This is a genomic window from Mesorhizobium sp. CCNWLY176 (assembly GCF_037153935.1).
GTDB classification, from domain to species: domain Bacteria; phylum Pseudomonadota; class Alphaproteobacteria; order Rhizobiales; family Rhizobiaceae; genus Mesorhizobium_M; species Mesorhizobium_M zhangyense.
Genome location: NZ_JBBBDZ010000016.1, coordinates 22,466 through 44,709, shown reverse-complemented (window position 1 = coordinate 44,709; position 22,244 = coordinate 22,466). Strand labels below are relative to the sequence as shown.

General features: G+C 61.7%; 21 protein-coding genes and 1 tRNA gene. 11 read left to right on the top strand and 11 right to left on the bottom strand.

Annotation, left to right across the window (positions count from 1 at the left end; translation table 11 throughout):
• The first annotated feature begins 9 nt into the window (after positions 1-9).
• A complete protein-coding gene (locus tag WBQ96_RS22655; protein WP_336552758.1) occupies positions 10-900 on the top strand; it encodes a hypothetical protein in 891 nt (296 codons plus the stop codon).
• Between the two features lie 90 nt (positions 901-990).
• Here the strand turns inward: WBQ96_RS22655 and thrS are convergent, their stop codons facing one another.
• From thrS to WBQ96_RS22640, 3 genes are all read right to left on the bottom strand, one after another.
• Positions 991-2,970 (bottom strand): threonine--tRNA ligase, encoded by a 1,980-nt coding sequence (gene thrS / locus WBQ96_RS22650; RefSeq protein WP_336552561.1) that lies wholly within the window; start codon positions 2,968-2,970, stop codon positions 991-993.
• A gap of 108 nt (positions 2,971-3,078) precedes the next feature.
• A complete protein-coding gene (gene yidD, locus WBQ96_RS22645) occupies positions 3,079-3,453 on the bottom strand; it encodes a membrane protein insertion efficiency factor YidD (protein ID WP_336552560.1) in 375 nt (124 codons plus the stop codon).
• An 80-nt stretch (positions 3,454-3,533) separates the two neighbouring features.
• On the bottom strand, positions 3,534-3,695 hold the full coding sequence (locus WBQ96_RS22640; RefSeq protein WP_165114262.1) for a hypothetical protein: 162 nt from the start codon (positions 3,693-3,695) through the stop codon (positions 3,534-3,536).
• A 96-nt stretch (positions 3,696-3,791) separates the two neighbouring features.
• Here WBQ96_RS22640 and WBQ96_RS22635 point away from each other — a divergent pair, with 96 nt between their 5' ends.
• Positions 3,792-4,700, top strand: a complete 909-nt coding sequence (locus WBQ96_RS22635; protein ID WP_336552559.1) for a LysR substrate-binding domain-containing protein — start codon at positions 3,792-3,794, stop codon at positions 4,698-4,700.
• On the opposite strand, the gene WBQ96_RS22630 is transcribed toward WBQ96_RS22635, so the two are convergent.
• Positions 4,697-5,140 (bottom strand): iron-sulfur cluster assembly scaffold protein, encoded by a 444-nt coding sequence (locus WBQ96_RS22630; RefSeq protein WP_336552558.1) that lies wholly within the window; start codon positions 5,138-5,140, stop codon positions 4,697-4,699. The two genes, WBQ96_RS22635 and WBQ96_RS22630, sit on opposite strands and share 4 nt — an antisense overlap.
• A 236-nt stretch (positions 5,141-5,376) precedes the next feature.
• Here WBQ96_RS22630 and folE point away from each other — a divergent pair, with 236 nt between their 5' ends.
• The 3 genes from folE to WBQ96_RS22615 all read left to right on the top strand — a co-directional run bounded on the left by folE (position 5,377) and on the right by WBQ96_RS22615 (position 7,571).
• Entirely contained in the window at positions 5,377-6,015 is a 639-nt protein-coding gene (folE, locus tag WBQ96_RS22625; protein ID WP_336552557.1) for a GTP cyclohydrolase I FolE, read from the top strand.
• 44 nt (positions 6,016-6,059) lie between these two features.
• A complete protein-coding gene (hisI, locus tag WBQ96_RS22620) occupies positions 6,060-6,515 on the top strand; it encodes a phosphoribosyl-AMP cyclohydrolase (RefSeq protein WP_336552556.1) in 456 nt (151 codons plus the stop codon).
• 84 nt (positions 6,516-6,599) lie between these two features.
• Entirely contained in the window at positions 6,600-7,571 is a 972-nt protein-coding gene (locus WBQ96_RS22615) for a patatin family protein (RefSeq protein WP_336552555.1), read from the top strand.
• On the opposite strand, the gene recJ is transcribed toward WBQ96_RS22615, so the two are convergent.
• From recJ to WBQ96_RS22590, 5 genes are all read right to left on the bottom strand, one after another.
• Positions 7,572-9,356 (bottom strand): single-stranded-DNA-specific exonuclease RecJ, encoded by a 1,785-nt coding sequence (recJ, locus tag WBQ96_RS22610; protein ID WP_336552554.1) that lies wholly within the window; start codon positions 9,354-9,356, stop codon positions 7,572-7,574.
• A gap of 88 nt (positions 9,357-9,444) precedes the next feature.
• Entirely contained in the window at positions 9,445-10,422 is a 978-nt protein-coding gene (gene glpX, locus WBQ96_RS22605) for a class II fructose-bisphosphatase (RefSeq protein ID WP_336552553.1), read from the bottom strand.
• Between the two features lie 195 nt (positions 10,423-10,617).
• Entirely contained in the window at positions 10,618-11,931 is a 1,314-nt protein-coding gene (locus WBQ96_RS22600) for a homoserine dehydrogenase (RefSeq protein ID WP_336552552.1), read from the bottom strand.
• 50 nt (positions 11,932-11,981) lie between these two features.
• Positions 11,982-13,199, bottom strand: coding sequence for an LL-diaminopimelate aminotransferase (locus tag WBQ96_RS22595; RefSeq protein ID WP_336552551.1), 1,218 nt, complete (start codon positions 13,197-13,199; stop codon positions 11,982-11,984).
• Between the two features lie 70 nt (positions 13,200-13,269).
• Positions 13,270-13,650, bottom strand: a complete 381-nt coding sequence (locus WBQ96_RS22590; protein WP_336552550.1) for a hypothetical protein — start codon at positions 13,648-13,650, stop codon at positions 13,270-13,272.
• 107 nt (positions 13,651-13,757) lie between these two features.
• On the opposite strand from WBQ96_RS22590, the gene WBQ96_RS22585 reads away from it, so the two are divergent.
• The 4 genes from WBQ96_RS22585 (at position 13,758) to WBQ96_RS22570 (ending at position 17,818) form a co-directional block, all read left to right on the top strand.
• Entirely contained in the window at positions 13,758-15,596 is a 1,839-nt protein-coding gene (locus WBQ96_RS22585; RefSeq protein ID WP_336552549.1) for a PHA/PHB synthase family protein, read from the top strand.
• Between the two features lie 268 nt (positions 15,597-15,864).
• A complete protein-coding gene (locus WBQ96_RS22580; protein ID WP_336552548.1) occupies positions 15,865-17,145 on the top strand; it encodes a YcbK family protein in 1,281 nt (426 codons plus the stop codon).
• A 78-nt stretch (positions 17,146-17,223) separates the two neighbouring features.
• Positions 17,224-17,298 (top strand) — tRNA-Glu (locus tag WBQ96_RS22575).
• Between the two features lie 259 nt (positions 17,299-17,557).
• Positions 17,558-17,818: a hypothetical protein gene (locus tag WBQ96_RS22570; RefSeq protein ID WP_337035932.1), complete on the top strand. Its 261-nt coding sequence runs from the start codon at positions 17,558-17,560 to the stop codon at positions 17,816-17,818.
• A gap of 68 nt (positions 17,819-17,886) precedes the next feature.
• On the opposite strand, the gene WBQ96_RS22565 is transcribed toward WBQ96_RS22570, so the two are convergent.
• Entirely contained in the window at positions 17,887-18,990 is a 1,104-nt protein-coding gene (locus WBQ96_RS22565; RefSeq protein ID WP_336552546.1) for an NAD(P)/FAD-dependent oxidoreductase, read from the bottom strand.
• A 187-nt stretch (positions 18,991-19,177) separates the two neighbouring features.
• The gene (locus tag WBQ96_RS22560) at positions 19,178-20,011 is read right to left on the bottom strand and encodes a cyclase family protein (RefSeq protein WP_336552545.1); all 834 of its coding nucleotides are present in this window, start codon (positions 20,009-20,011) and stop codon (positions 19,178-19,180) included.
• Positions 20,012-20,145: 134 nt separating this feature from the next.
• On the opposite strand from WBQ96_RS22560, the gene WBQ96_RS22555 reads away from it, so the two are divergent.
• Positions 20,146-21,417 carry a cytochrome P450 gene (locus WBQ96_RS22555; protein WP_336552544.1) on the top strand — a complete coding sequence of 424 codons (1,272 nt, stop codon included), beginning with the start codon at positions 20,146-20,148 and terminating at the stop codon, positions 21,415-21,417.
• Positions 21,404-22,234: a hypothetical protein gene (locus tag WBQ96_RS22550; protein ID WP_337035931.1), complete on the top strand. Its 831-nt coding sequence runs from the start codon at positions 21,404-21,406 to the stop codon at positions 22,232-22,234. The genes WBQ96_RS22555 and WBQ96_RS22550 overlap by 14 nt, the downstream gene beginning before the upstream one ends.
• The last annotated feature ends 10 nt before the right edge of the window (positions 22,235-22,244 follow it).

The following is a 22,244-nucleotide window of genomic DNA, read 5'->3' as shown; positions in this document are numbered from 1 at the left end:
GGGCTTGCCATGGCGCAGCAGACGGACCCGCTGAAGGGCGTTACGCTTCCCGACCTGTCGAGCTACGCCTCCCCGCATAGCGGCCGATCACTGGCGCAAGGCGAAGGCGGCCAACTCACACTCGCCGCCAAACTGACCGAGGCAAGCGACGATATCGGCCGCGGGCTGATCTGGCGCGTGTTCCGGCCGGAACCCGGGCCGGACGGCAAGCTGCCGCTGGTCGCGTCGGCCCAGGGCGGCACCAGCATGTTCCAGCTGGAGCCCGGCAGCTATCTCGTCCATGCCTCGTTCGGCCGCGCCGGGGCAACCAAGCGCATAACCGTTGGCCGCGAAGCCAAGCATGAAAGCCTCGTGCTCGATGCAGGCGGCCTGAAGCTGGATGCCGTGCTTGCCGGCGGCGTGCGCATCCCGCCGGAGAAGCTGCGATTCTCCATCTACGAAGCCGAACCGGGGGCTGACGGCGATCGCGCGCTGATCATCCCGGACGTAAGCCCCAATTCCATCGTTCGGCTCAACGCCGGCGTCTATCACGTCGTTTCCACCTATGGCTCGGTCAATGCGGTGATTCGTTCCGACATCCGCGTCGAGGCCGGCAAGCTGACCGATGCGACCGTCGAGCACCGTGCCGCCGAGCTGACATTGAAACTGGTGCGCGACGAGGGCGGCGAAGCCATTGCTGACACGTCATGGTCCGTGCTGACGGGATCAGGCGACCCGGTGCGCGAAAGCGTCGGCGCATTCGCCTCCATGGTGCTGGCCGAAGGGGAGTACACCATCGTCGCCAAGAATCGCGACCGCATCTATCAGCGCGATTTTACGGTCGTCGGCGGGCACAATCAGGACGTCGAGGTTCTGGCCAACGACGCCATTGCGGCCGACCCCAATGACGGGGCGGACTGAACCGCCTGTTCCATCGGCCTGCAAATCTTGGAATCATGAAAAAGGCAGGGCAAATACATGCCCCGCATTTTTTAGATCTTTCAAAAAGCCTTAGCTCTCCAACAGCGCCCGCTTGCGATCCGGCGTGATCGCCTCATCGGTGAGCGCTGCCACGGCCTCGTCCAGCGTCATCGACGTCTGGTCGCGCGAGCCGAGCCGGCGGACATTTACCGTCGCCTCTTCCGCCTCTCGCCTGCCGCAGACGAGAATGACCGGAACCTTGGCCAGCGAATGTTCGCGGACCTTGTAGTTGATCTTCTCGTTGCGCAGATCGGCTTCGGCCGACAGGCCGGCAGCCTTCAGTTTCTTGACCACGGATTGCGCATATTCGTCGGCGTCCGACGTGATCGTCGCCACCACCACCTGCAGCGGCGCGAACCACAGCGGGAAATGACCCGAATAATTCTCGATCAGGATGCCGAGGAACCGCTCCATCGAGCCGCAGATGGCGCGGTGGATCATCACCGGCTGCTTCTTTTCCGAGTCCGAGCCGATGTAGAAAGCGCCAAAGCGTTCCGGCAGGTTGAAATCGACCTGCGTGGTGCCGCATTGCCATTCGCGGCCGATGGCGTCCTTCAGCACATATTCGAACTTCGGGCCGTAGAAGGCGCCCTCGCCCGGATTGATCGAGGTCTTGATGCGATTGCCCGATCGCGCCCTGATCGTCTCCAGCACATTGCCCATGATTTCCTCGGCATGATCCCATGCCTCGTCAGAACCGACGCGCTTGTCGGGCCGAGTCGAGAGCTTCACGCTGATCTCGTCGAAGCCGAAATCGGCATAGGTCGTCAGGATCAGGTCGTTGATGCGCAGGCACTCGTCGGCAAGCTGCTCTTCGGTGCAGAAGATATGCGCATCGTCCTGGGTGAAGCCGCGCACGCGCATTAGACCATGCAGCGCGCCGGAAGGCTCGTAGCGGTGCACATTGCCGAATTCGGCAAGCTTTACCGGAAGATCGCGATAGGACTTCAGGCCGTGCTTGAATATCTGGACGTGGCCCGGGCAGTTCATCGGCTTCAACGCGAAAACGCGATCGTCGTCGGTGTCATCGCCGGCAACCGTGACCTTGAACATGGCATCGCGATACCAGCCCCAGTGACCCGACGTTTCCCACAGCGACTTGTCGAGTACCTGCGGCGCGTTGACCTCCTGATAGCCCTGCGTGTCGAGCCGGCGGCGCATATAGCTGACGAGGTTCTGGAACATCTTCCAGCCCTTGGCGTGCCAGAAGACAACGCCCGGCCCCTCTTCCTGGAAATGGAACAGGTCCATCTCGCGGCCGAGGCGGCGATGGTCGCGCTTCTCGGCCTCTTCCAGCATGTGGAGATACTGGTCGAGCTGCGCCTGGTCGGCCCAGGCCGTGCCATAGATGCGCGTCAGCATCGGATTGTTGCTGTCGCCGCGCCAATAGGCACCGGCAACTTTCATCAGCTTGAAGGCGTTGCCGATCTGCCCGGTGGACGCCATATGCGGGCCGCGGCAAAGGTCGAACCAGTCGCCCTGCGCATAGATCTTCAGGTCGTCGCCTTCGGGAATGGCGTCGATCAGCTCGAGCTTGTAGGCCTCGCCCTTGTCGGAAAACACCTGCTTGGCCTTTTCGCGCGTCCACACCTGCTTGGTGAACGGCTTGTTGCGGCCGATGATCTCGCGCATCTTCTTTTCGATGACGGGAAAATCCTCGGGCGTGAAGGGCTCGTTGCGGGCGAAATCGTAATAGAAACCGTTCTCGATCACCGGACCGATGGTGACCTGCGTTCCCGGCCATATTTCCTGCACGGCTTCGGCCAGCACATGCGCCGTATCGTGGCGGATCAATTCGAGCGCGCGCGGATCGTCGCGCAGCACGATCTCGACCTTGCCCGACTTGCCGAGCGGGTCGGAAAGATCGCGCAGCGTGCCGTCGACGGCATAGGCCACGGCCTTCTTGGCGAGCGACTTCGAGATCGATTCGGCCAGCGCCGCACCGGTCATCGACGCGTCGTATTCGCGCACGGAACCATCGGGAAATGTGAGGGAAACGTTGGACATCATATTCTCCTATCCAGTCCCGCAAACGAGCGCGGGTGGTTAAATTGCCGGATGCGTCCGGCAGCGACGGCCTTTTAGGGGGAGATTGCCGCGCCGTAAAGGCGAGAGCGTTCAGCTTTGCGTGTCTTGCGGCATTTTTCCGATGCGCCAGTAACGCCACGGCGTGAACCAGCGATACCGCGCGGTCAACCGTTCGGGTACCCGGTCGATGCCGTGCGTGCCCCAAGGGCCGCAGCGCATCACCCGGAAAAGCCCCATCCAGCCACCGGCCCACAGGCCGTGACGGGCGATGGCCTCGTGAGCATATTCCGAACAGGTCGGCAGATGCCGGCAGGAATTGCCGACGAAGCCGGAAAGGGTGAGCTGGTAAAGGCGAACGAGCGACGTGCCGAAAACCCGGCCCGGCGTCTTGCGCCAGGGGCCGGGCCAGTTTCTGCCGCGCGCGACCGGCCGGGCCGCGTGCGCATGGTGGTGATCGTGGCTCATCCGCCTATTTCAACGCTCCGTCAGCGTCGTAGATGTCGTTTCCAGCGCTGTTTTGCAACTACATGCGCGTCGCATGCAATTCAGATGAGACTGTCGTTGCGCGCAGGCCGCGCGGGCCGCTCCGGGTAGCGCAGTTCGACCGGGTGCTCCTCGCGGCTCGGTCGATCGTGCCGGGAACGCAGCGGCATGGTCTGAAAAGTCAGGATGCGGATGACGTCGCCGAAGATGTTTGTAAGGTTCATGGCCGTAGCCTCCTTGTTGCGCAAGGATTAGACCGCGCCTGTACTTCGTCCTCAAACGAGTATAATTTCGCGCTTGGATAACTTGGGGTTATGCAAATGAAGCGTGGGCGGCTTCCGCTGACAGCTTTACGGAGCTTCGAAGTGGCGGGCCGGCTGTTGAGTTTCAGCAAGGCGGCTGATGAGCTTTTCGTATCGCAGGCCGCGATCAGCCGGCAAATTCGCGAACTCGAACAGTTCACCGGCTACGCGCTGTTCGAGCGCCATCACCGCCGCGTCTCGCTGACCGAGAATGGCATGCGCCTGCTGGAACAACTGACGACGAGCTTCGACGACATCGACCGGCGCCTGACCGAACTGCGCGAAGCGCTACCGCATGAGACGGTGGCCGTCAGCGTCGAGCCGTCCTTCGCGGGCACATGGCTGGTCCCTCGACTCAATATTTTCAGCCGGTTACGCCCTGATATTGATGTCTCGCTGAGCGTCGACCCGCGCCTGATCGAATTCCGCAGCCATGAAGCGCAAATCGCCATCCGTTTCAGCGCGACCGAAACATCCTGGCCCCGCACCGAATCCACGCGCCTGCTCGACATTTCGGTAGCGCCGGTGCTGTCTCCCGAACTTCTTGCGTCGGGCCCGCCCTTGCTGACGCCAGGCGACCTTCGCCATCACAGCCTGCTGCACGATGAGAACCGCAACGGCTGGTCACGCTGGTTCGAAGAAGCGGGCATTCACGACATGGCACCGCAGCGCGGCCCGATTTTCACCGATTCTGCGCTCGCGACACAGGCCGCCGTGCTGGGACACGGCATCGCGCTCGGCGATATCGCGCTGATCAGCCGGGACCTGCAGGCGAAGAGACTGGTGATGCCCTTCCCGATCGAGGTGCCCTATGGCGCCTACTGGCTCGTTGCGCCGGATTTCAGGGAACTGAGCGAGGCAACTCAGGCATTTGCGAACTGGATTCAGGAGGAGCTGAAAGCCGAGCAGGCGACGAAGTTTATTTAAGCCGCGTCGGCGTGTTTCTTCTCGATCTGGCCGATGGCATCGACGACAGCGTCGAAGGTCAGCATGGTCGAGGCGTGGCGGGCCTTGTAGTCGCGCACCGGCTCGAGATATTTGAGTTCGTCGAAACGCCCCTCAGGTGGCGCACCGTTTTCCTTCAGCATCTTGCGCATGGTCTCGCGCACTTCGCGCAGTTCGTCGGCGGTTGCACCGACGACATGGCGCGCCATGATCGAGGACGAGGCCTGGCCGAGCGCGCAGGCCTTTACGTCATGGGCGAAGTCGGTAACGACACCGTTTTCCATTGTGAGGTCGATGGTGACGGTCGAGCCGCAGAGCTTGGAATGAGCGGTCGCGGTGGCGTCTGGATGATCGAGACGGCCGATACGGGCGATATTTCCGGCAAAGCCGAGAATTTTCGCATTGTAGACATCGTCAATCATTGTTTTCCAATCCGTCGCCGTTTCGCAGACAGCCTTTGCCGTTTGTACATCTTCCAATCGCCCGGCAAGCCCTTATATAATGCTGGTGTTCTGCTAACGGCAAGGCGACCAACAATGCTGAACCGACGGAACTCAAGTCACGCCGCTTTCGGGCCGGAATTTCCGAACTCCCGCAAAAAGGCTGTGGTCCGTTCAACTCGTCCCTCCTGTGAGAGGGACTACGGGAGACATCCTTCATGGACGCCGTGATCAAGAAATTGATGCCGAAATCAGAATATCTCGACAAGCCGGAGACCAACAGGCCGTCGCAGGACGAGGTCGAGGCCGCCGTGCTGACCCTTCTGCGCTGGACCGGCGACAATCCCGACCGCGAGGGTTTGCGAGACACGCCCAAGCGCGTCGCCAAGGCTTTCCGCGAGATGTTCAACGGCTATGATATGTGCCCGGCGGAAGAGCTTGGCCGCACTTTCGAGGAAGTGGCCGGCTATGACGATCTCGTCCTGATTAAGGACATCCAGTTCCATTCGCATTGCGAGCACCACATGGTGCCGATCATCGGCAAGGCCCATGTCGGCTACCTGCCGGATGGCAAGGTCGTCGGCCTGTCCAAGATCGCACGCGTCGTCGATATCTTCGCGCATCGCCTGCAAACGCAGGAAGCGATGACGGCGCAGATTGCCGGCGTCATCCAGGAGGTGCTAAACCCGCGCGGCGTTGCCGTCATGATCGAAGCCGAGCATATGTGCATGGCCATGCGCGGCATTCGCAAGCAGGGTTCCACCACCCTCACCTCAACCTTCACCGGCGCTTTCAAGGACAGTCCCGAAGAGCAGGTCCGGTTCGTGACAATGGTGCGGAACGGCGCTTCTTCCTGATCAAAATCAGGTGATTGCCGGGTCCGCTAAAAAAGGAGCCGGCAATGGCCCCCATCGCATTTGACGTTTCATCGGACAAGAAAGTGCTCGAGGAAGGCAAATCCTTCGCGCCGCGCTTCGACGCCAACGGTCTCGTAACGGCCGTTGTGACGGATGCCCGCGACGGCATGCTGCTCATGGTCGCGCATATGAATGCCGAAGCCCTGTCGCTGACGCTGGAGACCGGTATCGCGCATTACTGGTCGCGGTCACGCAATGCGCTCTGGAAGAAGGGCGAGACCTCCGGAAACATGCAGCACGTCGCCGAGATCCGTACCGATTGTGATCAGGATGCGGTGTGGCTTCGCGTAAATGTGTTGGGCCACGATGCAACCTGTCACACCGGCCGGCGTTCGTGTTTTTACAGGACCGTGGCTGCAAAAGACGGAGTTGCCATCCTAAGTGATGATGGCAGCAGGCCGCTTTTCGACGTTAAAAAGACATATCCAGACGCCAAGTGAACCACTTAAACTTGAACCGTCGCATAGATTCACCTTTTCGATACGGCCCATGCCTATCATCGGGGTGGGACATGGGAGATTTCGATGCTCGAGTGGGCGTCACTACGCAATAGAGCCGATGTGCGGGAAGCCAATGGCCCCGCTTCGTCCGGCGGCATACAGGAACCGCAGCCCCAGAAGAAATCCGGCATCTCGCTGGCGCTTGGCGGCGGCGCGGCCCGCGGCTGGGCGCATATCGGCGTGCTGAGGGCGCTCGACGAGGCCGGCATCGAGATCGACATGATCGCCGGCACCTCGATCGGCGCACTCGTCGGCGGCTGTTATCTCGCCGGCAAACTCGACGAACTCGAAGATTTCGCGCGCAGCCTGACCAGGCGCCGCTTCTTCGGCCTGCTCGATCTTCATCTCGGCGGCAGCGGGTTGTTCGGCGGCATGAAGCTGACCGCGCGCATGCAGGAACATATGTCCGGCCTGCGCTTCGAGGATTTGCCGAAGCCTTTCGTCTGCGTTGCGGCTGAAATCAGCACCGGCCATGAAATCTGGCTGTCGAACGGCTCCCTCATCACCGCCATGCGCGCTTCCTATGCGCTCCCGGGCGTGTTCGAGCCGGTGGTCGCCAACAAGCGCATCCTCGTCGATGGCGCGCTGGTCAATCCGGTTCCGGTTTCCGTCTGCCGCGCCTACGAGCAGCCGCTCGTCGTTGCGGTCAATCTGCACTACGATCTTTATGGCCGCGCCGCCGTGATCAAGCATAACGCTGGCGAATTGGTGATCGAAAAGGACGTGCCCGCCGCAGGCCGCAAGGACACGCAAGCGCGCGCAAAGGAAACCCGCCTCGGCATCACCGGTGTCATGGTCGAGGCCTTCAACATCATCCAGGACCGCATCTCACGCGCGCGTTTGGCGGGCGATCCGCCGGATATGTCGATCCAGCCCAAGCTCGGCCATATCGGCCTCTCAGAGTTTCATCGTGCCGACGAAGCGATCCGCCTCGGCTACGAGGCGACCAAGGCGCACATCACGGAGCTTGAACGGCTGCAGACCGTACTGGTGTAATCAGGCCGGCGCGGCATCTATGATGCGGAATTGCGCGGTCCTGTTACCGTTCCAGTAGTTCGACGACAGCGAGCCCGCGACGTGCACCGTCGCGCCACGGCTCTTGAACAGGAAATCTCCCAAAGCCGTATCGAGGGCGCGAAAGGCGATCGCCTGAATGCGCCCGCCGCCATCCGAGCGAAGATCGACCCTGATGTGGGAAGAACCGACCAGCCGGGCATCGACGATCTTGTGGCGCGGCAGCACGAAGACCGGCGCGACATGGCCAGCGCCAAACGGCCCAGCCTTTTCCAGCGTGTCGAGCAGCGTGGTCGTGGCGCCGTCCGCGGCCAGTGCCGCATCGATTGGCAGGCTTTCCTCGCCTTGCAGGCGAAACACATCGGCTGCCGCGCGTTCCTCGAAAAAGGCACGCAGCGCGCCGAGCTTTTCACGCTCGACGGTGATGCCGGCCGCCATGGCATGACCACCGCCCTTGACGATCAGCCCGCGCTCGGCCGCCTCGCGCACCAGTTTTCCCAGATCGAAGCCCGAGACCGAGCGGCCCGATCCTGTGCCGACGCCATTTGGGTTGAAGGCAATGGCGAAGGCCGGACGGCGCGCATGGTCCTTCAAGCGCGACGCGAGCAGCCCGACGATGCCGGGATGCCATTTCGGACCGGCCGTAACGATCACCGCAGGACCGGCGCCGCCGGCAAGCTCGGCATCGGCTTCGGCGCGGGCCTCGGCGAGCATCTCCTGCTCCATAGCCTGCCGTTCCTGGTTCAGCCGATCCAGCGTTTCGGCGATTTTTCCCGCTTCGACGGGATCGTCCGTCGCCAGAAGCCGGCTGCCGAGAGCCGCGTCGCCGATGCGTCCGCCAGCATTGATGCGCGGACCTATCAGGAAGGCCAGATGGAACGTGCCTATCGGCTCGCCGATGCGCGAGATGCGCGCCAGTGCCGCGATGCCAACGTTCTTCTGCTGGCGAATGGCGAGCAGCCCCTTCACCACGAAGGCCCGATTAACGCCGGTGAGCGGAACCACGTCGCAAACCGTCGCCAGCGCCACCAGATCGAGCATGGACAAAAGATCGGGCGGGGTGACGCCGGAATTTTTGGTGCGCAGCACCTTTGCCGTTTGAACAAGCGCCAGAAACACGACGCCGGCTGCGCAGAGATGTCCCTGCCCGGAAAGATCGTCGTCGCGGTTCGGATTGACGATGGCGCTCGCCACCGGCAACGGCCCGCCGACCTGATGGTGGTCGAGCACGACGACATCGGCGCCGGCCTCGCGCGCGGCATCGATGGAGGCCGCACTGTTGGTGCCGCAATCGACCGTGACGATCAGGCGCGCGCCGCGCGACACGAGTTCGCGCATCGCCTCAGGATTCGGGCCGTAACCCTCGAAAATCCTGTCGGGAATGTAGATTTCGGCCTCGATGCCGTAATGGGCAAGAAAGCGCTTCAGAAGCGCTGACGACGCGGCGCCATCAACATCGTAGTCGCCGAAGATCGCCACCTTCTCGCGCCGCACGACGGCAATGGCGATGCGTTCGGCCGCTGCCTCCATGTCGGTCAGCGAGGCTGGATCGGGCAGAAGATCGCGGATCGTCGGATCGAGAAAGCGCTCGGTGTCATCAGCCGTGACGCCACGCCCGGCCAGCACGCGCGCCACGATGTCGGGCACGCCGTGGCCCTGCGCGATGGCAAGGGCTGTCATCTCCTGGCGCTCGCTCAGCCGATGCTCCCAGGCAAGCCCGGTCGCGGAGCGCTTGACGCCCAGAAAGTAACGCTTCTCGGCTGTCATGCGCCGCCCAGTTCTTCACCCATGACCGCACGATAAGCGTTCACGGGCGAATGCCAAGGGCAGCACGGCAATGTCGGCGAACAGGCTCTCAGAATTTGTCGAGATCCTGATGGCGCGCCTTGATCTCACGCACGGTCTTGGACGAGGACCGCAGGACGATCGTGTCGGTGGTGATCGAGTTGCGGCCGAATTTCACGCCGGCGAGCATGTTGCCGTCGGTGACGCCGGTGGCAGCGAAAAGCACGTCGCCGCGCGCCATCTCCTCGATGCGATAGACCTTTTCGGGGTCCAAAATGCCCATCTTGGCAGCGCGCGCCACCTTTTCCGGCGTGTCGAGCATCAGACGGCCCTGCATCTGGCCGCCGGTGCAGCGCAATGCCGCCGCAGCCAGTACGCCTTCCGGCGCACCGCCGGTGCCGAGATAGATGTCGATACCGGTCTCGTCGGGGTCTGTGGTGTGGATGACGCCGGCAACGTCGCCGTCGCCGATCAGGCGGATGGCCGCACCGGTGTTGCGCACGGCTTCGATCAGCTTGGCATGGCGCGGGCGGTCGAGAATGCAGGCGGTGACTTCCGAAACCGGGACGCCCTTGGCCTTGGCCACGCTCCTGATGTTTTCCTCGGGAGTCGCATCAATGTCGATGACGCCATCGGGATAGCCGGGTCCAACCGCGATCTTGTCCATATAGACGTCAGGCGCAAACAGCAGGCTGCCCTTCTCGGCGATGGCGATGACGGCCAGTGCATTGGGCAGGTTCTTGGCGCAGATCGTCGTGCCTTCCAGCGGATCGAGCGCGATATCGACTTCCGGGCCGTCGCCGGAGCCGACCTCCTCGCCGATATAGAGCATCGGTGCTTCGTCGCGCTCGCCCTCGCCGATCACCACGGTGCCCTTGATCGCGAGGCGGTTCAGTTCGGCGCGCATGGCATCGACCGCGACCTGGTCGGCAGCCATCTCGTCGCCCCTGCCGCGAAGCCGTGCAGCCGCCACCGCGGCGCGCTCCGTTACGCGGACGAGTTCCATGGTGAGGATCCGGTCGAGACCGGCGACAACGCTTTTCGCCATAGTTTGAGTATTCCCGTGTTCTTGATCTTGAAACGCCCGGGACCGGGCAGCCGGACCCTTGTGTCAAAGTGAAATGACAAGGGCAAGACCTGCCGGCGCCGTTCTTGCCCAACGGGGAAACATCAATCGATTAAGCTATGTTCAAGCCATGCGAAGCTGGGTGTTTGATGCCCAGCAGTGTCAGCGAATCGGCTCTCAGCCGGCGCGTTCGATGCGGATAACCTGCGGCTTGTCAGTGAGATGACCATCCTTGGTGATGCCATCGACGGCCTTGCGCACGGCGGCTTCCGTCGTCTCGTGGGTGACGAGGATGACCGTCTTGGTCGCGTCCGCCTCGGTGCCGGTGGCGTGCTGGACGATCGATTCCAGCGAAATGTCGTTGTCGGCCATGCGCTTGGCGACGGCTGCAAACACGCCGACACGGTCATGCACGGTGAGGCGGATGAAATAGCCGCCCTCATGCGCGCGCATCTTGGCGCGTTTGTAGGGTTTCAACTCCTTGGTCGGACGGCCGAAGACGGGGCCGTGCTGGAAGCCGGGCCGGCTCTTGGCGATGTCGGCGATGTCGCCGATCACGGCCGATGCCGTAGCATTGCCGCCCGCACCCGGACCGGACAGCAGAAGCTCGCCCAATATGTCAGTCTCGACGGCAACGGCATTGGTCACGCCATGAACCTGCGCGATCACCGAAGCAGTTGGCACCATGGTCGGGTGGACGCGCTGCTCGATGCCGCTTTCCGTCTGCTGGGCAACGCCGAGCAGCTTGATGCGATAGCCGAGTTCGCCCGCCGCGCGGATATCGGCCTGCGAAATGTTGCTGATGCCTTCCATATAGATGTCGTCGGCGGAAATCTTGCAGCCGAAGGCAAGGCTGGTCAGGATCGACAGCTTGTGCGCGGTGTCGTTGCCCTCGATGTCAAAGGTCGGGTCGGCTTCGGCATAGCCGAGGCGCTGGGCATCCTTCAGGCAGTCCTCGAAGGAAAGGCCTTCGGCCTCCATGCGCGTCAGAATGTAATTGCAGGTGCCGTTGAGGATGCCGAAGACGCGGGTGACGCTGTTGCCGGCCATCGCTTCGCGCATCGTCTTGATGATCGGGATGCCGCCGGCGACCGCCGCTTCGTAGTTCAGCAGAACACCCTTCTTCTCGGCGATCTCGGCCAATGAGACGCCATGCTTGGCAAGCAGCGCCTTGTTGGCGGTGACGACATGCTTGCCGGCTTCGAGGGCTGCCTTGACGCAGGCGCGCGCCGGCCCCTCGTCGCCGCCGATCAGCTCGACGAAGACATCGATATCGGCGCTCCTGGCCAGTTCCACCGGATCGTCGAACCATTTGGCGGCCGCGACATCGACACCGCGGTTACGCGCACGATCACGCGCGGAAACGGCGGTCACCACCAGCTGGCGTCCGCATTGGCGGGTGAGTTCGGAAGCCTTCTCCGACAGAACGCGCACGACCGAGGCACCGACCGTGCCGAGCCCGGCTATTCCAATACGCAAAGCTTCGGCCATGATGGCAGCGCCCCTCTTCTCGGTCATTCTGGATGGTTGGCAGCGACGGCTCAGCGATGTGCCGACAGCGGTACCACATTGTTGGGCTGCTTGGCGGTCGTCGCCAGAAAGCGCTTGATGTTACGGGCGGCCTGGCGAATGCGGTGCTCGTTTTCGACCAGTGCGAGGCGCACATAGTCGTCGCCATGCTCGCCGAAGCCGACGCCTGGCGCTACCGCCACGTCGGCATGCTCGATGAGCAGCTTGGAGAACTCGAGCGAACCGAGTTGCTTGAACTGCTCCGGGATCGGCGCCCAGGCAAACATCGTCGCAGCCGGCGCCGGAATTTCCCAGCCGGCGCGGCCAAAGGCATCAACCATGACGTCGCGGCGCTTGTGATAGACCTCGCGCACCTCGGCGATGTCGGCACCGTCGCCATTGAGGGCGGAGGTTGCCGCGACCTGGATCGGCGTGAAGGCACCATAGTCGAGATAGGATTTGACGCGCGTCAGTGCCGAGATCAGCCGCTCATTGCCGACGGCAAAGCCCATGCGCCAGCCGGGCATCGAGAATGTCTTCGACATCGACGTGAACTCGACGGTGACGTCCATCGCACCCGGTACCTGCAGGACCGAAGGCGGCGGATTGCCGTCGAAGTAGATCTCGGAATAGGCGAGATCCGACAGGATGATGATGTCGTTCTTCTTCGCGAAGGCCACCACATCCTTGTAGAAGTCGAGCGTGGCGACATGGGCCGTCGGGTTCGACGGATAATTGAGGATGAGCGCCAGCGGCTTCGGGATCGAATGGCGCACGCCGCGCTCGAGCGCCGGGATGAAGCTGTCGTCCGGCTTTGCCTGCAGCGAGCGGATGACACCGCCCGACATGATGAAGCCGAAGGCATGGATCGGATAGGTCGGGTCCGGGCACAGCACGACATCGCCTGGCGCGGTGATTGCCTGCGCCATATTGGCGAAGCCTTCCTTGGAGCCCAGCGTGGCAACGACCTGGGTGTCCGGGTTCAGCTTCACGCCGAAACGGCGGGCATAATAGTTGGCCTGGGCGCGGCGCAGGCCGGGAATGCCGCGCGAGGAAGAATAGCGGTGGGTGCGCGGATCGCGCACCACTTCGCACAGCTTGTCGACGATGGCCGTCGGCGTGGGCAGGTCGGGATTGCCCATGCCGAGATCGATGATGTCGGCGCCGCGCGACCGGGCGCTGGCCTTCAGCCGGTTGACCTGCTCGAAAACATAAGGCGGAAGCCGGCGAATCTTGTGAAACTCTTCCATGACAAATCCAAGCAAATGGCCATCAAATCGTGACGCGCGTATATACCCAATCACAGGGCGGGTCGAGGCATCAGTTGCCTTCGATCTCGGCCAATGTCTCGGCTGCGTGCGTGGCGGCTATCTTCTTCAGCCGAGGCTGGTCGTTCGGCACGCTGCCCGTGCCGGCAGCGGCCTGCGACCCTTGCGCCGACTTCAGTTCGGAAAACTTCGCCGTCTTCTGGTCCGGCGTGAACTGCTGGTTGGCGGCCTTGGGCGGAATGTTCAGATTTGGAAATGTGCCGGTATCGCTGGCCTGACCGGAGGAAAGGCCGGAAGGCTTTGCCGTGGAAACCGGGACGCCTTCTTCGATGCTGGTGCAGGCCGAAAGCTGCAACGCCGCCAGCACGATGCCGGCGCCCGCAAGCACCATCCGCAATCCGGAAAAAAAGCCGCCGCGATCAAGCTCTGTCATATTATTTCCTCTGCGACCCTATTACACGAAGAAGGGTCGTTGTTGGACCTCTTTCGACGTCCCATGATAACATGTCAAGAATACGCCTTGGAGGATGTGCCCGAACCATGTCGAAGACAGCCGATTCTGGCAAGACAGACGCCGATCCGACGCCCTCCGTCGAGCAATATCTCGTCAAGGACCCGGAACGCTTCGCGCTGAATCTCGCCCGGATGGTCGAGCAGGCGGGCAAGGCTGCCTCGGCATGGGCCGAGCCGCGCGAAAAAGGCGAGGTTCGCGACAGCGTGGCCGAGCCGATGGCCGACATGGTCAAGACCTTCTCCAAGCTCACCGAATACTGGCTTTCCGACCCGTCACGCGCGCTTGAAGCGCAGACGCGGCTGTTTTCGGGTTACATGAACGTCTGGTCGAACGCGATCCAGCGCGCTGGCGCTGGCGCCGGTGAACGCGCCGAGGAAGGCATCAAGCCGGAAAAGGGTGACAAACGCTTCCAGGACCCGGAATGGGGCAAGAACGCCTTCTTCGACTTCCTCAAGCAGACCTATCTCGTCACGTCGCGCTGGGCGAACGATCTTGTCGAGCACGCCGACGGGCTGGACGAGCACACCCGCCACAAGGCCAGCTTCTACGTTAAGCAGGTTTCCAACGCGATCTCTCCGTCGAACTTTATCCTCACCAACCCGGAGCTTTTCCGCGAGACGGTGATGAGCAACGGCGAAAACCTCGTGCGCGGCATGAAGATGCTGGCCGAGGATATCGTCGCCGGCAAGGGCGACCTGAAGCTCCGGCAGGCCGACTACTCGCAGTTCGAGATCGGCCGCAACATGGCGATGACGCCGGGCAAGGTCGTCGGGCGCAGCGATGTTGCCGAGATCATCCAGTATGAACCGGCGACCGAAAAGGTTCTGAAACGGCCTCTGCTGATCTGCCCGCCATGGATCAACAAATTCTACATACTCGACCTCAACCCGCAGAAATCATTCATCCGCTGGGCGGTAGAACAAGGCCATACCGTCTTCGTCATCTCCTGGATCAACCCGGACGAACGCCACGGCCTTAAGGGCTGGGAAGCCTATATTCGCGAAGGCCTGCAATATGGCCTCGATACGATTGAAGCCGCCACCGGCGAAAAAGAGGTCAATGCGATCGGCTACTGCGTCGGCGGAACCCTGCTGGCAGCGGCACTCGCTTTGCTCGCCCAGGAGGGTGACAACCGAATCCAGTCGGTCACCTTCTTCACCACCCAGGTCGATTTCACTTTTGCCGGCGATCTCAAGGTGTTTGTCGACGAAGACCAGATCGCCGCGCTCGAGCGCTCGATGAACGGCAAGGGCTATCTCGACGGCACGAAGATGGCGACGGCCTTCAACATGCTGCGCTCCGGCGACCTGATCTGGCCCTATGTCGTCAACAATTACATGCGCGGCAAGGATCCCCTGCCCTTCGACCTGCTCTACTGGAACGCCGATTCGACCCGCATGGCGGCAGCCAATCATTCGTTCTATTTGCGCAACTGCTATCTGGAAAACAACCTGTCGCAGGGCCGCACGGAACTTGCCGGCCGCACCATCTCGCTGGGCGATATAACGATTCCCGTCTACAATCTCGCGTCGCGCGAAGATCATATCGCACCCGCACTTTCGGTGTTTCTCGGCTGTCAATATTTCGGCGGGCCGGTTGACTATGTGATGGCCGGATCGGGCCATATCGCCGGCGTCGTCAACCCGCCTGCCGCCAACAAATACCAATACTGGACCGGCGGAAAGCCGGCCGGAAAATTCGACCAGTGGATCGAGAAAGCCAAGGAAAACCAGGGTTCCTGGTGGCCGCACTGGCAAAACTGGGTCACCGAGAAAAACCCTGCACAGGTGCCGGCAAGAATACCCGGCGAACACACGAAGACTCTCGGCGACGCGCCGGGCAGCTATGTGAAGGTGCGTGTGTAACACACTGTAATGTGCGGTGAGTTGACCTCTTGGTCAAAGCGAGCGAAATGGTGGCCCGGCAAACTTGCTCCTGCCATTTTCGAATTTGATTCCGCATCGGCGGACAATTCGCCAGATCGCAAGGTTCAGGCATGCCGTCGGAGGCAGAATAGTTTCGGTTTTGATTTTTTGAGTGCCGCCGCCTGATAAGGCGCGGCTGAGAAGGCAGAAGGGGACGGGCTTGACTGTAGCAAGGTCGCGCTTTGCGAAAGGGGGGAGCCGTGCCGTTGTGGCAGCGCTGTTCTCCGTTCTGCTGGCGTCCTGCACATCGACCACCGACCCTACCCTCGAACTCGGCTCTCCCGGTTTCAACGCACCAGGAACCGCACCTGCTCAGGCAGCCGAGGCCGCCACGGGTGGTTCGAGCCTTCAGACCAGTTCCGTTACCACCTCCCAGCAGACAGATGCCGGCAGCCCGGCCGTGACGACAGTCATGGAAGAAGGCGACACGGCATTGCCTGCCGAAGTCGCCTATCTGCCCGCCGCAAAGCCCGCCACCGAAAATCCCGCGCTGCAGTCGCAAGCTGCGGTGAACGCCGAGGCATCGACGCAGACCGCCGCTGCGGCCACTGCTGATTCTGCGCCGGCATCAGCGCCTGCCGAATCGGCTGCACAGCCAAAGGCGGTCCAGGCTTCCGCGCCGACGGGCCGCAACGGCGAAGGTCCCGTAGCGGCGAAACCGGTGCAAGTGGCAAGTGCCGCCACCGAAATGAACAATCCGGTCTATGTGACAGCCGGCGAAGCACCTCAGGCCGAACAGGCCGCGCCCAAGAAAAAAGGCTTCCTTGCTTCGTTCTTCGGTGCATCGTCCGCTTCCGCGACATCCAAGCCAGTAATTGCGCAGCCGAAACCGGCTGCTCCTGCAATCAAGGAAGCCGCAGCTGCGGCCGTCCCGGCGCCGGTAGCAGAAGAAAAAGCCAAGCCGATCATTCAGCTGGCTTCCGCTGACTCTGCCGCAAAGCCGCTTGCCCTCGCCTCGCTCAGCGGAGGAAATTCTGCCTCCGACAGCGGCGAAAACGCCCTACCCGGCGTGCGCCAGACCGCCCTTTTCGAAATCAAGCGCAAATCAGGCCTCGACGACGACAGCGATGTCGATCTGCACGAGGAAGACGACGAACCGATTCAGGTAGCGTCTGCCGCTGGTTTGGCGCGCCTTGCCCCCAACGGCCTTCTCAAGCAGACCGAGAATGTCGATGTTGCCTGCCTGAAGCCTTCGCTGGTCCGTGTCCTGAAGGTGGTCGAACAGCACTACGGCAAGAAGATGATCGTCACCTCGGGCTACCGCAGCCCGAGCCGCAACCGCCAAGCCCGCGGCGCCAAGAATTCGCTGCATATGTATTGCGCGGCAGCCGACATTCAGATCCCCGGCGTTGGCAAATGGGAACTGGCCAACTACGTCCGCTCCATGCCCGGCCGCGGTGGCGTCGGCACCTATTGCCACACGGAATCGGTGCATATCGACGTCGGCCCGGAGCGCGACTGGAACTGGCGTTGCCGCCGCCGCAGATGAGATAAAAAAAGTTTGTAAAACGGGCTTTTGACGGGTTGCCCATAGCAAACAAGCTGACTATAACCCGCTTCGTCTTCCGCGCCCATCGTCTAGCGGTTAGGACACCGCCCTTTCACGGCGGTAACAGGGGTTCGATTCCCCTTGGGCGTACCACCTCTTTTCCTTGAACAAATTAAGAATCTGTTCACCGGCTAGCCGGCATGGGAAAGACGTTTGCCTTGCAAATCCCTGCAGACCGGTGCCGCTCATCGAAACCATTTTCGCGCATGTGACGCTGGGTAACCTTTTGGCAAACATATATTAGTTCGCAGTTGCAAAACGTTCCCGTTTGCGCAAGACTTCAACTTCTCAGATGTACGTGGGTCTCATTGAAGCCGCAAATGGCGTGAGGCAGTTCATCCGGCCTGGGTTCTTGGCACGCGAGATTTTTCGCGCTTTGCAGGGGCTCGACATGTGGATTGCACTCACCGATTTTGACGGCAAGCAGATCTTTTTCAACACCACTCATCTGGTTTCCATGAAAGAACATGGCCCGGGGACGATCATCACCCATGTCGTCGGCCAGACCGTGGTCAGCGAGAGCCCCGAAACCATCCGAAAGGTTCTCGGTCTTACGCAGACGACGGCGATGACGAATCCCCTGCACCGTTATGGTGTGGAAGGACGAGCCTGACGAAACGCGAATCAGGCCGGACCTGCATCAGCGCTTCATCGCGCTTTTCATGCTGTGCCCGCACCGAGTTACACCGTCTCGGCGCGCAGCCAGGATATGAGGCTCTCTGTATCGTCGGCCTGCACCGCTGAAGCCACCCTGCGGCCCACAGCGGCGCCGAATTTGTAGCCGTGGCCTGAGCATGCCGAAACCACCAGGCATTTGCCCAGCGCGCGCGCCAGGAAGCGTTCGTCGGCGGTGAAGGTGTAGGCGCAGGTCACCACTTCCTTGACCGCATATTCTTCAATGCGGGCCATCGGCGGCGAGAACAGGTTGCGTATAGCCTCCCCTTCGCCCTTCACCGGCTGCCTGTTCCAGTTGGCGTCGCTGGTCTTGACCTTGTGCAGGCCCGATCCGAATTTCAGCCCTGCACCGCCTGAAGGCGGAATGATGTAGCCGTCGGTCTTGCCGCCGACATCCAGAATCACCGGTGCTACCTCCCAGGCAGCCTTCAGGTCGGCTGGGGGCTCGAGATAGACGACCGCGGTACGATAGGTCGTGAGTTCGAAGCCGAGTTCCGGGAACAGCTTCAGAACCCATGCGCCTGCCGTGACGATGACGCGTTCACCCTGCATCGTCTCACCCGATTCGAGCGCGACCATTCCGGCGTCCTGATCTATTTCGACGACCTTGCTGTTCTCATAGACATTCGCGCCATTCGCCTTCAACCAGCGGACGAGACCAGCGGCGATCTTGCGGCAATGAAGCGATCCGCCTTCCGGGGAAAAGAAGGCGTAGTTGAAGCTCCCCGCTTCAAGGAAAGGCCAGCGGGTAACGGCATCCGCCGGCTCGACCATTTCGAAGGGATAGCCACCGGCCTCCAGCCCTTCGCGATATTCGTCGGCCTCGTCCCCCGGTTCGCGCGAGACGCAGATGAAGCCTCGCGGATCGTAATGGGTTTCGCCAAGATCCGCCCAGAGTTCGTCCCAGGCCTCATAGGCTTCGGTTATCAGCCGCCCGTAACCGTTCGACGCACCATAAGCGCGGCGGATGATGCGGTGATGATCGCCGGAGGCAGCAAGCGGATTGGGAATTGGCCCTTGCTCGACAATGCTGACTTGATGTCCCGCCTTGGTGAGCGCCCATGCGGTGGAAAGGCCGGCGATGCCCGCGCCAACGACGATGATGTTCATACGGAAAATCCCAGCAAAGCTCGGCCGGCAGGGTTGGCCGAGTGCGACTACCATACGGCAGGACGCCAGGCTGGCAAGTTGCCAATCCGCCACTTCGGCTGCTCAACGACGGCAAGCCAATCAGGCATGCGAGCCAAATCAAGCCGCAGCCCCTGCGAATGGTTTCGCAAGGGCTGCGCATCGGTGTTCAAAGCAGGGCAATCACCCGGGTCGGACCTCCGGTCGCGCCCTTGACCTTGGGAATCCCCAGGAAGAGTTGCGCCCCGCTTTCGGGGATTGCATCGAGATTGGCGACCGCCTCCACGCCCCATCGACCGCTCCCCAACCACTCGTAATGGACAGGGAACGCGCCTCCGGAATTCAGGCCGGTGTCAAGCGAAAGCGTGTCGACGCCAATTCCCTTCACATTCCTTTCCGCAATCAACATCTGCACAGTCTCGATGTGAAACCCCGGCGTGTGGTTCTTGCCTTCGGCGTCCCGGCCGGCAAATTTGGCATCGCCGACCAGTTTGTGCCAACCCGAATTCATTATCACACAGCATCCGTCCGGCAGCCGGCCGTTCCTGGCTTCCCATGCCTTGATGTCGTCGGGCGTCAGTGCGGTGTCTGCATTCTCGGCGGCGCGCGCGGCGATGTTGATGACCGCCGCCGGAACGATCAGATCGGAAATCGGAATCATATCCGCGCTCATCCCATCGGCCGAGAAATGGATGGGCGCATCCATATGCGTGCCGGAATGCTCCACAAGCGTCCAGCGGTTCAGGTTCACCTTGTCCTTGGCGAAATTCACGATGTTCTCGACCGTGAACCATTTTTCTCCGCTGAATGTCGGGAATCCTTCGAACAGCGCATGCGAAAGATCCACAGTCTCGCTGAAACTGGTCGGCGCGGCCAGCGCGGCCTTCCCTACCGGCAGAGCAGCCGCGGCAGCGGCACCAAGCCCCAGTGTAAAGCCCGCCTTCAGCAGGCCGCGGCGGGTTGCATTCTCACATATCGAATGAAAACATCCTGGAGGGCACATATCCGGTCTCCTTCCCTTAATCCGGTCGCCGCAACCTCCCGTTACGGCAACGTCAGGATGTACGAACCAGTTCGTTTAATCAATCAAAGAAACTGTCGCTGGTGACAGATACGTGGTTTCGCTTATATCGGCTTATGCATTCGATTAGCCCACCGCCCTTCCTGACCCTTGCCCCCGACCATCGCCGCCTGCGTCTCGACCCGCACGAGCAGCGTTTCGTCCAGAATCCGTACGAGGCCTATGCCTGGTTGCATGGCGCATCGAACGTATTCTTCTGGGAGGAGTTTGGCTTCTGGTGCTTTGGCGGTTATGACGACGTCAACCGGCTGTTGCGCGACCGGCGCTTCGGCCGACAGAATCCGGCCGGCATTCCTGACAGCCGGGGGACCGATCGGGACCGCACCCATCTCAAGGCCTTCGACGTGATCGAGGCCAATTCCATGCTGGAGCTCGAGCCGCCGGTTCACACCCGCCTGCGGACGCTGGTCAACCGCGCCTTCGTCTCCCGCCAGGTCGAGCGACTGCGCCCGCGCGTCGAGGCGCTCGCCAACGAGTTGGTCGATCGTTTCGAACCGGCGGGTGAAGCCGATCTTCTGCCGGCGTTCGCAGCGCCCCTGCCCATCACCATCATCGCCGAAATGCTCGGCGTGCCGGTGGAAATGGGGCCGCAACTGCTCGACTGGTCCCACGACATGGTGGCGATGTATATGCATGGCCGCACGCGCGAGACCGAGGACAAGGCCAACGCGTCGTCGCTTGCATTTGCCGACTTCCTGCGCTCCTACGTGGCCGAGCGCCGCAAGAATCCGGGCGACGACCTGCTCAGCCTGCTGATCTCGGCGCAGGAGGACGGCCAGAAACTGAGCGAGGACGAGCTGGTTTCCTCGGCGATCCTGCTGCTCAACGCCGGCCACGAGGCGACTGTCCATCAGACAGGCAATGCCGTGCGCACCATCCTTGCGCAGGGCGGCGACCCCCGCCGCTTTTTTGGCACACCGGAAGCGACCGCAGCGACGGTGGAAGAATGCCTGCGCTTCGACGCGCCCCTGCATATGTTCACGCGCTATGCCTATGGTGAGATCGAGCTCGCCGACGGCGTGACGGTCAAGCCCGGCGAACAGGTCGGACTGCTGCTCGGCATGGCCAATCACGATCCGGCATCATTCGTCGAACCGGAGAAATTCATGCCCGGCCGCAGCGACCAGAAAAACGTCTCCTTCGGCGCCGGCATCCATTTCTGCATCGGTGCACCGCTGGCGCGGCTGGAGTTGCAGAGCTCGTTGAAGGTGCTGTTCGATCGGTTGCCCGGCCTGGCGCCCGCTGAAGAGCCACGCTTCCGCGACACTTATCATTTTCATGGATTGGAAAGACTGCCGTGCAAATGGTCAGAACATGCTGGTCGATAGCTCATACATAATCCTGCTCATCCTCTATCTGCCGCTGCTGCTGGCGATTTTTTGCGCCGCATCGGCGCGATGGCCGATAACCTTTATCGCCCTCGCGCTGAATGAAGTCCTGATTTGCCTTGTGCTGTCAGGCTCCTTTTCGGCTTCAGACGACCGATTTGGGCTGGGCCAATTCATCGTAAATGCCCTTATCCTCGCCCTCGTAGCGATTGTCCTGGCGGGTTTGGCAATCCTCCTGGTGCGTCCAGCGAGAACCCCCACTCCCGGAAAAGATGGAATGATCGCGGTTCTCGCCGTTGCGCCTGCATTGCTCTTGCTGTTGTTCGGGCTTGGTATTTTCAGCCGATGGCGCGGTGACATCGTTTTTGCCTTGCTGGTGGCAGGCGCGCTGTTCTTTGCACAGCAGGCGATACAGCGCCGGCGCAAGGCGCAGGGCCCTTTATCGTACGATCTCTATGGCCTCGCCTGTTTTGTCCTGGCCGGGACTGTCGGCGCATCCATCGTCTTCGCCTGCTTCACCGCAATAGCCGTCCACTGGCAGGCAGCAAAGACTGCCGCTTCCCAACCCTACTGCATCCAGTCCGGATCGCGGGCAGCCGCCAGCATGCTCGACCTGTCGTTGCTCACCTTCCGTGAGCCCCCTTATAGCCGCTGGCCAAGGTTTTTGAGAAATCACGGGCTATTGGTCATAGACACCGGCACCGGGCAACGTGTCATGCACTGGTCCTACCGCAAGCTTTCATTTCAACCGCCGCTTATGGCCAACGAAAGCTCGAGCCTTTCCAGCAGGCCAACGATCGTCTGCGTACCAAGTTGACGCTTGTGGA

Excerpts from the sequence above, each read along its gene's own strand:
- glpX (WP_336552553.1), bottom strand. The coding sequence starts at position 10,422 with ATGGCGAAAAGCGTTGTCGCCGGTCTCGACCGGATCCTCACCATGGAA.
- WBQ96_RS22630 (WP_336552558.1), bottom strand. The coding sequence starts at position 5,140 with ATGATTGACGATGTCTACAATGCGAAAATTCTCGGCTTTGCCGGAAAT.
- recJ (WP_336552554.1), bottom strand. The coding sequence starts at position 9,356 with ATGACAGCCGAGAAGCGTTACTTTCTGGGCGTCAAGCGCTCCGCGACC.
- WBQ96_RS22555 (WP_336552544.1), top strand. The coding sequence starts at position 20,146 with ATGCATTCGATTAGCCCACCGCCCTTCCTGACCCTTGCCCCCGACCAT.
- WBQ96_RS22550 (WP_337035931.1), top strand. The coding sequence starts at position 21,404 with ATGCTGGTCGATAGCTCATACATAATCCTGCTCATCCTCTATCTGCCG.
- WBQ96_RS22560 (WP_336552545.1), bottom strand. The coding sequence starts at position 20,011 with ATGTGCCCTCCAGGATGTTTTCATTCGATATGTGAGAATGCAACCCGC.
- WBQ96_RS22655 (WP_336552758.1), top strand. The coding sequence starts at position 10 with ATGGCGCAGCAGACGGACCCGCTGAAGGGCGTTACGCTTCCCGACCTG.
- folE (WP_336552557.1), top strand. The coding sequence starts at position 5,377 with ATGGACGCCGTGATCAAGAAATTGATGCCGAAATCAGAATATCTCGAC.
- WBQ96_RS22595 (WP_336552551.1), bottom strand. The coding sequence starts at position 13,199 with ATGGAAGAGTTTCACAAGATTCGCCGGCTTCCGCCTTATGTTTTCGAG.
- yidD (WP_336552560.1), bottom strand. The coding sequence starts at position 3,453 with ATGAGCCACGATCACCACCATGCGCACGCGGCCCGGCCGGTCGCGCGC.
- WBQ96_RS22585 (WP_336552549.1), top strand. The coding sequence starts at position 13,758 with ATGTCGAAGACAGCCGATTCTGGCAAGACAGACGCCGATCCGACGCCC.
- WBQ96_RS22590 (WP_336552550.1), bottom strand. The coding sequence starts at position 13,650 with ATGACAGAGCTTGATCGCGGCGGCTTTTTTTCCGGATTGCGGATGGTG.
- WBQ96_RS22565 (WP_336552546.1), bottom strand. The coding sequence starts at position 18,990 with ATGAACATCATCGTCGTTGGCGCGGGCATCGCCGGCCTTTCCACCGCA.
- WBQ96_RS22635 (WP_336552559.1), top strand. The coding sequence starts at position 3,792 with ATGAAGCGTGGGCGGCTTCCGCTGACAGCTTTACGGAGCTTCGAAGTG.
- hisI (WP_336552556.1), top strand. The coding sequence starts at position 6,060 with ATGGCCCCCATCGCATTTGACGTTTCATCGGACAAGAAAGTGCTCGAG.
- thrS (WP_336552561.1), bottom strand. The coding sequence starts at position 2,970 with ATGATGTCCAACGTTTCCCTCACATTTCCCGATGGTTCCGTGCGCGAA.
- WBQ96_RS22640 (WP_165114262.1), bottom strand. The coding sequence starts at position 3,695 with ATGAACCTTACAAACATCTTCGGCGACGTCATCCGCATCCTGACTTTT.
- WBQ96_RS22600 (WP_336552552.1), bottom strand. The coding sequence starts at position 11,931 with ATGGCCGAAGCTTTGCGTATTGGAATAGCCGGGCTCGGCACGGTCGGT.
- WBQ96_RS22615 (WP_336552555.1), top strand. The coding sequence starts at position 6,600 with ATGCTCGAGTGGGCGTCACTACGCAATAGAGCCGATGTGCGGGAAGCC.